Raw genomic sequence first — 13,533 nt, 5'->3', positions numbered from 1 at the left:
AAATGAACTTAAAATGAATAGATACACGTGTATTTATAGCAATAATATCAATGCCCATGTGCTGCGATGCTTACTTCCCGCCAGGCTTCGATATCTTTAAGGCGTCTGGTATAGACATCATGCATCGTGTGATAGGCTATCTTGCCCAGCAATAGTCTTTGCGGAGGATTCGGGCTGTCTGTAACCTTTAGAATGGCCTCTACCGTTGCTTCAGGTTTACCCCATATTTCCGCATTTTCAGAAGTTCCGGAAAATGCCTCCCGTACAGGATCATAATCAGCAATATCCGAGGTGGTCTGGATGGCCGAGCTTCCTGCCCATTCCGTAGCAAAACCGTTTGGTTCGATCAGAGTGAATCTGATCCCCAGGTGAGCCACCTCTGAGGCGATGGTTTCACTAAGGCCTTCAACGGCAAATTTAGATGCATTATACAATCCCAGCAGGGGTAATGTGGTAAGCCCCAGGAAACTGGAAACCTGGATGATATGGCCGCTTTTCTGGGCTCTCATCACAGGGAGTACGGCCTGTGTCACCCATAACAGCCCGAAAAAATTGGTCTCCATCTGGGCTCTTGCCTGTTCTTCCGTAGTTTCTTCCACCGTTCCGAAAAGCCCGTAACCGGCATTGTTGATCAGGATGTCAATGCTGCCGAAATGCTGCTTTACCTTTTCAACGGCTTTGGTTACCTCATTCTTTTCAGTGACATCCAGTTGAACGGGAAGAATGCTGTTTCCGTATTCTTCCACCAGATCGTCTAATGCAGAAATATTCCTTGCCGATGCGGCTACCCTGTCACCACGTTTTAGAAAAGCTTCTGCCCATAGTTTCCCGAAACCTCTCGATGCACCTGTAATAAAAACTGTTCTTGCCATTGTCTTATTTTATATTGTTATATTTATTTTGATACAACAAAGTTACTTTATGGAGTAACTTAAGGTTTAGCCCATTTCAGCGGAATAATAGCACATATTTACGCAGATCTATAAATTTGTGTCAACGGGCTGTACATCTGATTTTACAGGGTCTTCAAATTTTCAATGATGATTGCTGAAGCTCCGCCGCCACCGTTGCATATGGCTGCGATTCCGTATCTTCCATTCTCCTGCTTCAATACATTCAGAAGGGTAACAATAATCCTCGCACCGGAAGCCCCTATCGGGTGGCCGATTGCTACAGCTCCGCCATATGCATTGGTTTTTTCAAGATCAAAGCCCAGAATTTTCTGATTGGATAGTACTACGGAAGAGTATGCTTCATTGATTTCAAAAAAATCTATATCTGAAAGTTGCAGGCCGGCATTGCCAAGGGCTTTCCGGATGGCCAGGGAAGGTGAAGTGGTAAACCATTCCGGGGCCTGTGCGCTGTCTGCATAGGAAACAATCCTCGCGAGAGGTTTTATCTGATGTTTTTTCAGAGCCGCTTCTGAAGCGATGATTAATGCTGCGGCACCATCATTCAGGTTGCTGGAATTTGCGGCAGTGAGCAGGCCATCCTTTTCAAAAGCTGGTTTCAGCTGCGATATTTTTCCGGGAATGAGCTTGTCGATATCTTCATCCTTGTCTATAATGGAATCCTGTTTGCCTTTATTGCTTTCCATGGTGATGAGCTCATTTTTAAATTTACCCCGGATGGTTGCGTTCTGCGCTTTCTGGTAGGATAAGATGGCAAAGTCATCCAGTTCCTGCCGCGTATGTCCGTATTTCTTCACTCCCAGTTCGGCGGCACTTCCCATATGGAAATCATTGTACACATCCCATAGGCCGTCCTTTATCATCCCGTCGGTAAGGCCGGTATCCCCCAGTTTCTTTCCATTCCTTAAAAAAGCATAGTGAGGAACATTGCTCATGCTCTCCATACCGCCTGTTACAACGATATTTTCAAGGCCCAGCTGGACCTGTTGGGCCCCCAGCACGGTTGCTTTCATTCCTGAAGAACAGACTTTATTGATGGTGGTTGCATCCTTGTCCTGAGGAATACGGGCAAATATTGCGGCCTGTCTTGCCGGTGATTGTCCCAATCCTGCACTTAAAACATTTCCCATATATATGCTGTCTATGAATTCCGGAGCCAAGGAGATGCTTTCATATGCCTGCTGGATGGCGGCTGCACCCAGCTGTGTGGCCGTGTATCCCGATAAGCTTCCCATGAACCCTCCTACCGGGGTGCGTTTTGCTGATACGATAAATGTTTCTTTCATTTTATTGATGTATTGATAGTTTTAATAATTAATGATCTGCCGATACTATTACCATTTTTTTGTTTTTATTCTTTCTCATGAAGAACAGCAGTAACGGCAATACGAAGGTAAAAGCCAGTCCTATGATCATATAAGCGTCTATATAGCTTAAAAATGATGATTGCTGTACAACTATTTTCTCCATCAGCGCTACTGCCTTTTGCCGGGCTTCGGGAAGGCCGAAGCCCTTGCTCTGAAATACGGTGGTATAAGTATGAAGCCTGTTCATAGCCTGTAGATTATCAGGAGTCAGATTAGAGATCAGGTCTGTTCTGTGTAATGCTATTCTCCTGGCGATATAAGTATTGATAAGGGATATGCCAAATGAGCCCCCCAGCTGCCGCATCATATTGTTGATTGCCGTTCCCTGCGGCATATCTTCTGCCTTTAAGGAAGAAACAGCAAGCGTGGCGAGAGGTACGGTGAGCAATGCCATTCCTATGGCCCGGAATATGAGATTTATAGATATGGTGGCAAATGAAACCTGGAGGTTTACCCGGGACATAGACCAGTTAAAATAAATGAAGCAGCAAAATCCCAGCAGTACAATGAATGCGGGAGGCACTCCTTTTTGCAGCAAACGACCGGTAATGATCAGGGCAAATACTGCAATGATGGAACCCGGCAGTAATAATAAACCTGCCTGTGCAGGATTGAATCCCAGAAACCTTTGCGCCAGAACAGGGGTAAGATAAATGGAGGTAAACATGCCGATCCCGGTGATGAAGGTAAGAACAGCTGAAATGCTGAGCGAAGGATGCCTGAGTACGGACAGCTTAACCACGGGATAAGGAGTGATGAGTTCCCAGTAAATGAATAATGCAAGGGATAAAACCGCAGCTACGCTGAGGAATATGATATACCGGGCCGCAAACCAGTCATCTATCTCACCCCGTTCCAGTACGGTCTGCAATGAGCCCACTCCTATGATCAGCAGAATAATTCCCAGCCAGTCGATTTTTTTGATGATCTGTCGGGTTGGAGATTCAGGGAGCAGCCGGAAGCATAATATTGTAGCTAATAAGCCTATGGGAATATTGATGTAGAAGATCCATCTCCAGGAAAAGTTGTCTGTAATATAGCCTCCTAAGGTAGGACCTATGGTAGGGCCAATGAATACTCCTATCCCGAATAAGGCGCTTGCAATATTCTGCTGTTCTTTTGGAAAGCATTCATAAACCACCATGGCTGAAACGGAAAGGAGTGCACCACCGCCAATACCCTGGAGGAAACGGAACGTCACCAGTTCCCAGATATTGGTGGAGTTTCCGCACATGAAAGAGCAAAAGGTAAAAAGGATAATGGAACCTATATAGTAATTTCTTCGTCCCAGGTTATTGGTAAGGAAGCTTGTCATGGGAATGATGATCACATTGGCAATACCATAGGCAGTTACGACCCAGGAAATATCTTCTAAGGTCACCCCAAGATTCCCACTCATGTAATTTAACGCCACATTAACGATGGAAGTATCGATAAGCTCCATAATGGCAGCTGATATTACGGTAATGATAAGTATTATTCTGTTCATGTCGATTATTTTATACCGATCGGTATATTCAAGGGTAAAAAAATAGATTTGTTTTAAGAGCTATCAGCTCCTTGATCATGGCGGGCTTGTGGATTAGATAAATCATATTCATATCTGTTAGAAGCAGCAAATATATAAAAAAATATACCGATCGGTATATTTAAAATATAGATGTTATGAAAATTCTTAATAGTTTTAAACTGTTGAACAGCAAAAAATCTTATCCTTGCGAATAAGATTTATAAATTCCGGTAGTCCGGTACTATTTCGTAAAGAGCGCTTTTTTCAATACTATTGCGGCATCCAGCACAGATTCTTTCACAGCGGGGATGTTGGCTAAAGGATTGAGCATCCCGTAATCATGAATAAAGCCTTTATATTCTGTAATGGTGGTGGGCACTCCCGCGTCATCCAGCTTTCTGCCATAGGCTACACCCTCATCATGAAGGATATCATTTTCGGCAACCTGTACCAAAGCAGGCGGCAATCCTTTTAATTCTTCCAAAGATGCCTGTACGGGAGATGCATATTTATTTTTACGTTCATTAAGATCAGGAAGGTAGTTATCCCACATCCATTTCATCAGAGGTGTGGTAAGGAATCTTTCCTGTGCGAATCTGGTATAGGAAGCTCTGCTGAAATCTGCGTCAGTTACCGGCCATAGAAGGATCTGCTGGGAAATTTTAGGTCCGTTTTTATCTTTGGCCATTAGGGAAACTACGGCTGCCATATTACCACCCACGCTATTTCCTGCAACGGCCAGCCTGGAACCGTCTACACCTATTTCTTTCCCATACTCTGCCACCCATTTGGTAGCGGCATAAGCCTGGTTGATTGCAACGGGATACCTTGCTTCAGGTGAAGGTGTATAATCCGGGAAAACGGCTACTGCACCACTATTTACAACAAGATCCCTTACAAGTCTTTTATGGGTGGGAAAATCTCCCAATACCCAGCCACCGCCGTGGAAGAACATAAATACCGGAAGGCCTGCCTTAGCTCCTTTGGGTTTTACGATATGAATTTTTACGGTTTGCCCGTCCACGGTAATGGTTCTTTCAGATTCCTCAATATCTGAATAGTCGAAGTTTACGGATTTCTGGGCATTTACCAGAACCATTCTGGCGTCTTTAGGAGGTAATGTCTCCAGTGGTTTTCCGTTTCCACTGTTTAAAACTTTCAGAAAGCCTCTGATCTCTCTTGAAATGTTAGGGTCCTGATCCGCCGGAATATTAGCCTGTTGTGCGGAAAGATTTGAGTTTAGGTTTAAAAATACAACTGTTGATAGTGCCAAACCTTTTAAAAATGCTGTTTTCATAATAGATTAATTTTAAATATTGTTTCATTGTTTTGATGAGACAAAGATATGGCGCATAAGCAACCTTAGTAAAGGTATAAAATTGCGTTTTTATTGTACTTTTTTCCCTGATATGTAATTTAATATTTTGAACGGAAAGATTTCAGTTTTCTGTGTCGGGAATCATGCAAAAGATAAACAAAGTCCGTACGAGAGCTGATCAAATTGGCAGAGGAAGAATTTTCTGTAATAAGACAGGGCTGAACAGAGTGATCTCTAAAAGGGTTTTGAGGTATCATTGGGAATAAGAAGTATAAATAAGACGGAATAAAAAATATCCCGCCTTACTTTATATTGCTAGCTGCTAGCTTTCATCAGGAGTTGAATATCTTCGGTACTTAGATCCAGGCCGGGCGCATCAAATAAAGTTTCGAGCTGGGATTCGCTGGTGGCGCTGACAATAGGTGCCGTGATTAACGGATTAGCCAGAAGCCAGGCCAATGCCACGGTAGCCGGTTGGGTGTCATATTTTTCACTGAGGGTATCCAAAGCTTTCAATACCAGCATTCCCCGGGCATTCAGGTATTTCCTTGCTCCTTCACCTCTCGGGCTTTTGGCCAGGTCAGATTCATTACGGTATTTTCCTGTTAAAAAGCCTGCCGCCAGAGACCAGTAAGGAAATACGCTTAAATTATATTCCCTGACCAAAGAAGCATAATTTTTTTCAAAATTTTCTCTTTCCATCAGGTTATAATGAGGCTGTAAAGCCACATATCGGGGAAGGTTATTCTTTTCAGCGGCTTCAAAGGATGCTTTCAACCGTTCGGGGGACAGATTGGATGCTGCAATATAGCGAACTTTTCCTGCCCTGATAACTTCATCATAGGCCTCCAGGGTTTCTTCCACAGGGGTTTTATGATCATCAAAATGGGTATAGTAAAGATCAATATGATCGGTCTTTAGCCTTTGCAATGACTCATCTACGGAATTTAGTATATGTTTTTTGCTGATGTCATAGCCATGTTCCTTGGTTTCGGAACCTACCTTAGTAGCAATTACCATATCATTCCTGTTAGAGCGGCTCTGTATCCATTTCCCGATAATTTCCTCAGATTGTCCGCCTTTACCGTTCACCCACCAGGAATAGGTGTCTGCAGTATCAATAAAATTAAAGCCTGCATCCGCGAACTTGTCCAGTATATTAAAAGACTGCTTTTCATCCAGGGTCCAGCCAAAAACATTGCCTCCAAAATTAATGGGAGCAACAAGCAAATCAGTGTTTTTTATGTTCCTTTTTTCCATAAATATAGTTTTATTAATCTTTCAACAGAGTATCATACTGTTTTTAAATGTGTCAAATCTTTATTGTCTGGTATCCGGCAGACAAGCGCTACCTTTTACCCGGGTTTTTCTGTTACCGCTGCCCGCTTCTTTTTGATTGCTTCTGTGATCCGTCCGGGTGATTTTAAAAACTTACGGCTTCGGCCAATAATCAATACAGTTTTTTCTTTATTTGTGATATAAAGCTGGGAAGATTTAAGTTTTCAAAAATTCAATCAGGAGCGGAATCTAAACGGGTAAATATCCGGAATTACGGTTTATTTTTCATCAGGGTCGGGGCTTTTTCATAGATCAGGCCTTCAGCTTTTAGCTCTTTCCAGAAATCAGGAGGAATGGCTTCGTTAAGCCCGCTTACATTGTCCTCTACCTGCTGCGGCTTGCTGGCCCCGGGAATGATGGACACAAACTCCTCTGCGGCAAGAACGAACTGAAGTGCCGCATGAACGATATCTGTACCATAATTTTTTGCAATTTCTGCAATACGGTCACGCTTTTCTGTCATTCCTTTCGGGATCACATTCACATAATTGTAGCGGTTTCTGCCGGCTATGAATCCAGAATTGTAGCCTGCTCCGGAAACCAGCTTCACACCGGCTTTCTTTACAGCCGGAAGCAGCCTGTCAACGGCATCTTCATGATCCAGGATGGAATATTGTGTGGCAGAAAGACAGATATCCGGATCAGCAGCTTCAATACAATCCAGGATGGGTTCTATTTTATTGACTCCCATTCCCCAGGCTTTTATCACTCCCTGATCCCGTAAATCTGACAATACTTTAAAAGCTCCTTTTTTTGCCTGCTCCAGGAAATAAGGATAACGATCTCCCACCTGGTCTTCGGAGAGGTCATGGATATAAATAATATCTATATGATTAAGACGTGTTCTTTCGAGGCTTTCTTCAATGGAACGCTTTACGGCATCAGCTGTGTAATTGTGCTCAAAGTCATAGTTCAGCGGGGCTTTCCACATGGTAGGAGGAACTTCAGATTCCGGAACTTCCACAAATAGCCTTCCTACCTTGGTGGAGAATACAAACTCTTCCCTGCTTTTCCCGTGAAGGAAATTGCCGAACCTTCTTTCGCTTTTTGTAAGCCCGTACCAGGGCGAGGTATCATAATATCTGATCCCCAGATCCCAAGCCTTTTGAAGCACCTCATAAGATTCACCATCCGTAAGATCGTCAAAGGCCGTTCCAATGGCTACTCCACCCAGGCCCAGTCTGTGTTTTTCTGTTAGAATGTCAGTACTCATATTTTTTATTTTTAATTTGGATATTAAATAGAGAAGCAAACATCGTGCAGATATTTTAACACTATATTAGCTTCCTTTGGTCTTATTATTGAAGTAAAACATTACCACTTCAATAATTAAGAGATATGAAAAAACACATAGTAATCGTTGGCGGAGGCTTCGCAGGCATCAACCTTGTCAAATCTTTAAGAAATGATGAAAGATTCATGGTTACTCTGGTAGATAAGAATAATTATCATTTTTTCCCGCCGCTTCTTTACCAGGTGGCAACTTCTTTTATTGAGCCATCAAATATCAGTTATCCTTTCCGGAAATTATTTTCAAATTACAAGAATGTCCGTTTTCATATGGGAAGCCTTCTCAAGATAAATCCCGGAACCAAGACGATTGAAACAGATACGGGCGATTTGAGCTATGACTATCTTGTTCTTGCCTTGGGAACAGAATCCAATTTCTTTGGGATGGAAAATGTGCGGAAGTGTGCCCTTCCTATGAAAAACATTGATGAGGCCCTTTATTTACGGAACTATATACTGCTGAACATGGAAGAAGCAGCACGGAACAAGGATATAAAGGCAGCTGAAAAAATACAGAATATCGTTATTGCGGGAGGCGGCCCCACAGGAGTGGAGCTGGCCGGTATGATTGCGGAAATGGGTAAATACATTGCAGAAAAAGAATACCCCGAGATCCGGCTCAGCCTTTCAGGTTTATACCTTATCGACGCTTTGCCGGCCCTGCTTTCGTCCATGAGTACAATGGCCCAGCAGGCGGCTTATGATACTTTGAAAAAGCTGGGGGTGAAGATTCTTCTTAATGTTTCAGTAAAGGATTATGTTGACGGAAAGGTAATCTTATCAGATGGAAAATCGATTGAGACAGAGACCCTCATCTGGACTTCCGGAGTGATAGGGCGTGAGGTTCCCGGACTTCCCGAGGAGAGCATCGGACGAGGCAGGAGAATACTTGTAGATGCTTATAACAGAGTTCATGGAACTGAAGATATATTTGCTTTGGGTGATATTGCCCTCCAGCTTACCGACGAAAAATACCCGAAAGGACACCCGCAGCTTGCCCAGGTGGCTATACAGCATGCCGGGAATTTAGCAAAGAATATTAAGCGTATGGAGGAACACAGGGAGCTGATCCCGTTCCATTACAATAATAAGGGAAGCATGGCGATCATTTCAAAATTCCGGGCTGTGGTCGATCTGCCTAAGTTTTCCTTTAAAGGGTTTTTGGCATGGCTTACCTGGCTCTTTATCCATATCATTCCTTTGGTGGGATTCAGTAATAAAATTCGTCTGGCCCTGAACTGGTTGCGGCTGTTCATCACCAATAACCCTTCTATCAGACTGATCCTTCAGCCGAAAAGGAATAACGGGAACGGTACAGAGAAATCATAACCGTTCTGGTAAACAGCAAACCCTGCTGAATCATACCGGATCATATTTCAGGATTCCTGATATATATTTCATAACTTTACGGATTAAAATAATCTGAGTAAAAATCCTTGCAGTAAGTGAAAATTCATAATAAAAGGAAGTATCTGAGCTTTCTTAAGTTTAAAAGAGACTTTCAGAAGTATGGGCTGGAAAAGGCACGCAGCTATGAGCTTATTCTTCATTGGCTGAACAACAGGCTTAGCCGAAACCAGTTTCTTGTGCTTTCGGGGATTATTGTAGGATGTACGGCAGGACTGGCCGGTGTTTTACTGAAAACACTGGTTCATAATATCCACTATTTCATCACCAGCATTCATTTTGAATATCAGATCCTCTTTTATATTATATTTCCTTTTCTGGGAATTGTTCTCACCACGAGTATTGTTCTTACTTTATTCAAGGGACAGGACAGGAAAGGGATCGGGGCTATTCTTTATGAGATCGCCCAGAATTCAAGTATCGTATCTTCGGTTAAAATGTACTCACAGATCGTTCAGAGTGCTATAACGGTGGGCCTTGGTGGGTCTGCCGGACTGGAGAGCCCCATTGCCGTTACGGGGGCCGCCATCGGATCCAATTATGCACAAACCTACCGTTTAAGCTATAAGGAACGCACGTTATTGCTGGCGGCCGGGGCTACCGCAGGGATCGCTTCGGCATTCAATGCTCCGATTGCCGGGATGATGTTCGCGTTTGAGATATTGCTTACGGGTGTGGTTTTTACGGATTTCATCCCGTTGGTCGTTGCCGCTGTCTGTGGCAGCTTATTATCAAGGATCTTATTGCAGGAGGATGTGCTTTTCAGGTTTTACACCAGAGAGCCTTTCAATTACCGGAATGTTCCGTATTATCTTATACTGGGGATCGTGACAGGCTTGTATGCACGGTATTTTGTTGTGATTTCCAGGAAGGTTGAGCACTTTATTAAGAGGCTTCAGATGTCAAGGCTACGGAAAGCCATGTTCGGAGGAGCGGTTTTGTCATTGCTCTGTGTACTTTTTCCTCCACTGTTCGGAGAGGGGTATGATACCGTAAAGGCTTTTACCAATGGCAACACCCACTCTATTATTGAAAACAGTTTTTTCAGGTATTTTAAAATTGAAGACTGGACGATCATTGTATTCCTGGTCCTTGTTTGTCTTTTAAAGGCATTTGCAACTTCTTTTACCATTTTCAGCGGCGGGAACGGCGGGAACTTTGCTCCTTCCCTTTTCGCCGGGGGTACGGTAGGGTATCTGTTTGCCATAGTCTGCCAGCAAATCGGGTTTACCGGGGTTCCGGTGACCAATCTTGTTCTTGTAGGTATGGCAGGAGCCATGAGCGGCGTTCTCTATGCCCCGCTTACGGCAATATTTCTCATAGCGGAATCGAGCTTCGGTTATGATCTTTTCATTCCCCTGATGATTGTTTCCGTAATGTCTTACCTTATTGCAAAATGGTTTTCTCCGATATCTCCCGAGCTTAAATCGCTGGCGGATCAGGGGAAAATTTTCACCAACAAACATGACAAGAACATTTTGTTTTCATTGCGTACAGAAGCCTTTATTGATAGATATTCCCTGACGATTAATGAAAACGCCACAGTTACTGAATTATTTGATCTTTTAAAGCAAAGTAACAAGAACATTTTCGCTGTCGTGGATGATAAGAAAATACTCAGAGGGGTTTTTACCCTTGATGATATCCGCCCATATCTGTTTGGGGACAATGATATGCCTAAAAGCATCAGCCAGATCATGAAAGCTCCTCCGGCGGTTATTTACCCGGAAAACCAGCCTTTGGAAATCCTTCAGGTCTTTGATGATACCGGGGTATGGAATTTACCGGTGATCGATCATAGCAATCAATTCATAGGGTTTATTTCAAAATCTTCCATCCTGATGAGCTACCGGCAACTTCTGAAAGAATATTCAGATTAGGGTTTCCGTTAAGATAAGAATCAATAGGTGATCAGATAATAATCTTTCACCTTATCATCGGTACAGTACAAAAACAGCCTTTTTTTGAACAGCCCGAAAAAATAGCTTTTAAGAATGCATACGTATTCCACAGACTGGATTTTTATAATCTTATGCCCTTTTAAAAAGTTCGTCGCTTCGGGTATTGTTTTCCCTATGAGTTCTTCATAATGATTCTGGTGCATTTTTATATTGAATGGTAATTAGTGTTTTATCATTTATCTGGATCATAGCTTCAATTAGGCTGATCCTGTAAATTTTTTACTGAAGAAGGATTTTAATGCCTGATGAGGGAAAAAGCCGCAGTTTAAAAATTAAATCAATTCTTTGATCATTTATGTATGGCAATTTTATGGATTTCCACCTGACGGTAAAAACAAAGCCGGTAATGATTTCTGCAATTGTAACAGGTTTCCGGCAGGTCGGTCTGTCACCCGTATATTTTTGCCCGGATCAAATTCATAGATTCATAATATTATGGCAATGTTGCCTCGAAAAATCCGTTCTGTATCAGAGAGAAAAGGAGTTCATAACAGTAAAAAGGCCATGATCAGCGGTGGCTGTTTTGGTACATTCCAATAGTTAAATTCTTTGACTGTTAGCGATATAAATGTAAAATGTTCTGTGATAATATCAGAAATTATTACGATATATCAGCTGCTACATTTACAAATAATTGGTAAAATTGTGCCTAAAACAATGAGATGACCCTGAAAAAAATTATTATTCTTACACTATGTTTGTTTTTCGGTTATTATTACACCCAGGCTGTTATAACTCCAAAAAGTATTGATCACGAACTGGCCAGAGGGGAAAATATATATATTAGCAGTCCTTCCGAAACACTGGATATATTTTTAAAAATAAACAGTAATTCCAAAAGCATCCAATATAAAAAAGGGATCATTGAAAGCGGAAAGTATTTAATATTTATCTATCACGGTCTGGGAGCGGAGGAAAAGGCAATTGAATATACTCATGAAGTAGAGCATGTGGCAAAAGGGGTTAATGATTATGAGTCCGTTGCAGTGGCGCACACACAAAGAGCGACGGTATTTTCGGCGCTGGGACTTTCTGATGAATCCTATAATGAATTACAGACGGCAATACAATATGTGAACAAGTTTAATAATCTGAATAAAAAGCATTATCATATGTCGGTTATTTATCAGGGACTTGCTGCCGGCTACTATATCCCTAAAAAAATATCCCAGGATACCATCCTCTCCTGCCTGAAGAAAAGTTTGTATGAAGCTGAGCAGATGACGGACAAGAGTGAGGATATAAAAGAGATTGAGCAAAAATATGATATGATCTCTTATATCAGCATGAACCTCGGAATATTTTATACCATGAACTATACACCCCGGAGGTTGGATCTTGCAGAAGAATATCTTTTAAAATCATTAAAAATTGTCAATACCCGGAAATTTACCCGTATTAATGTCAATAAATTACCTATACTGGCCGCTTTGGGTCAGTTTTATTCCGTACAGAATAAACACGATAAGGCTTTAGGCTATGCCAGGGAAATCCTGGAGATCGAGCAAAAACAAAAATCTCCACGGGACAGGCTTCTGGCTTATATAATAGCCACCAATTCTTATGAAGGTCTTAAAAATAAAGATTCTACAATAAAATATATGGAATTGTATACCAATCTTAGTGACAGCTTAAGCTATGTAGGTAAGCAGACAACCAATTCTACGGTGAAAAAAATGAATACGGTAAAAGAGAAAGTCCATAAGAGCAATATGCTCAGAATTGTCTATATAGCCGTTGCTGCTCTTCTTATTGTAATGCTGTGCAGCTGGTTTTTATGGAAAAGGAATCAGACCGTGCTGCACAAAAGATATCAATCCATAATCAGGAGCCTGAATAAGGAAAGAAAAAATTCTCCATTACAGTCGGATATCCGCAGCGAAGCCGCAGACAGGGTGACAACACCTTTGAGCATGGCTGAAAATACTTCTCTTTCCCTGCTCAGTAAACTTTCCAGATTTGAAAGATCCGAAAGATTCATTAAAAAAGATCTTACGCTGACCAGCCTGGCCAATGCCCTGAACACCAATACCCGGTATCTTTCGGAAATTATTAAACAACATAAAGGAAAGAGTTTCAATAGTTACATTAATGGTCTGCGCATCCGCTATATTACCAACAAGCTATATGAAAATCCTGTCTACAGGGAATATAAGATCAGCTATCTTGCCGAAGCATGCGGATTTTCATCCAGAGAGGTTTTTGCGGTGATCTTTAAAAAAGAGACGGGTGTTTCTCCCTCGTATTTTATCAACCAGCTGAAGAAGGAAGGTAATGATCCAATGGATGCTGATAAAAGATGAAAAGAGGCTGCTCCACAATGTGAGGCAGCCAATTGTATATTTATTCTCCGGCATTCTGTCCGGAATGATTCAGCTTATCTGGTAGTATATCCTCCGTTGGCAAAAATGGTCTGCCCTGTGATCCACCA

General features: G+C 42.1%; 10 protein-coding genes. 3 read left to right on the top strand and 7 right to left on the bottom strand.

The features are described 5' to 3' along the window. Positions 1-47: 47 nt before the first annotated feature. From ABMQ40_RS12510 to ABMQ40_RS12485, 6 genes are all read right to left on the bottom strand, one after another. Positions 48-872, bottom strand: a complete 825-nt coding sequence (locus ABMQ40_RS12510; protein WP_370900090.1) for an oxidoreductase — start codon at positions 870-872, stop codon at positions 48-50. Between the two features lie 143 nt (positions 873-1,015). Next, complete coding sequence (locus tag ABMQ40_RS12505) at positions 1,016-2,197, bottom strand: acetyl-CoA C-acyltransferase (RefSeq protein WP_370900088.1); 1,182 nt, start codon at positions 2,195-2,197, stop codon at positions 1,016-1,018. A gap of 28 nt (positions 2,198-2,225) precedes the next feature. After that, a complete protein-coding gene (locus ABMQ40_RS12500; RefSeq protein ID WP_370900086.1) occupies positions 2,226-3,767 on the bottom strand; it encodes a DHA2 family efflux MFS transporter permease subunit in 1,542 nt (513 codons plus the stop codon). A gap of 262 nt (positions 3,768-4,029) precedes the next feature. After that, positions 4,030-5,085, bottom strand: coding sequence for an alpha/beta hydrolase (locus ABMQ40_RS12495; protein WP_370900084.1), 1,056 nt, complete (start codon positions 5,083-5,085; stop codon positions 4,030-4,032). Positions 5,086-5,421: 336 nt separating this feature from the next. Further along, the gene (locus ABMQ40_RS12490; protein ID WP_370900082.1) at positions 5,422-6,366 is read right to left on the bottom strand and encodes an aldo/keto reductase; all 945 of its coding nucleotides are present in this window, start codon (positions 6,364-6,366) and stop codon (positions 5,422-5,424) included. A gap of 289 nt (positions 6,367-6,655) precedes the next feature. Further along, positions 6,656-7,657, bottom strand: a complete 1,002-nt coding sequence (locus ABMQ40_RS12485) for an aldo/keto reductase (protein ID WP_370900080.1) — start codon at positions 7,655-7,657, stop codon at positions 6,656-6,658. A 125-nt stretch (positions 7,658-7,782) separates the two neighbouring features. Between ABMQ40_RS12485 and ABMQ40_RS12480 the strand changes: the two genes are divergently transcribed. Then, a complete protein-coding gene (locus ABMQ40_RS12480; RefSeq protein WP_370900078.1) occupies positions 7,783-9,063 on the top strand; it encodes an NAD(P)/FAD-dependent oxidoreductase in 1,281 nt (426 codons plus the stop codon). 116 nt (positions 9,064-9,179) lie between these two features. Beyond that, positions 9,180-11,021, top strand: coding sequence for a chloride channel protein (locus ABMQ40_RS12475; RefSeq protein ID WP_370900076.1), 1,842 nt, complete (start codon positions 9,180-9,182; stop codon positions 11,019-11,021). Positions 11,022-11,041: 20 nt separating this feature from the next. On the opposite strand, the gene ABMQ40_RS12470 is transcribed toward ABMQ40_RS12475, so the two are convergent. Continuing rightward, positions 11,042-11,245 carry a hypothetical protein gene (locus ABMQ40_RS12470; protein WP_370900074.1) on the bottom strand — a complete coding sequence of 68 codons (204 nt, stop codon included), beginning with the start codon at positions 11,243-11,245 and terminating at the stop codon, positions 11,042-11,044. A gap of 519 nt (positions 11,246-11,764) precedes the next feature. Here ABMQ40_RS12470 and ABMQ40_RS12465 point away from each other — a divergent pair. After that, the gene (locus ABMQ40_RS12465; protein ID WP_370900072.1) at positions 11,765-13,405 is read left to right on the top strand and encodes an AraC family transcriptional regulator; all 1,641 of its coding nucleotides are present in this window, start codon (positions 11,765-11,767) and stop codon (positions 13,403-13,405) included. The last annotated feature ends 128 nt before the right edge of the window (positions 13,406-13,533 follow it).

The organism is Chryseobacterium gossypii (genome assembly GCF_041361455.1).
Taxonomy (GTDB): domain Bacteria; phylum Bacteroidota; class Bacteroidia; order Flavobacteriales; family Weeksellaceae; genus Chryseobacterium; species Chryseobacterium gossypii.
The sequence above is the reverse complement of the archived record's forward strand: the minus strand, read 5'-3'. Positions and strand labels throughout refer to the sequence as shown.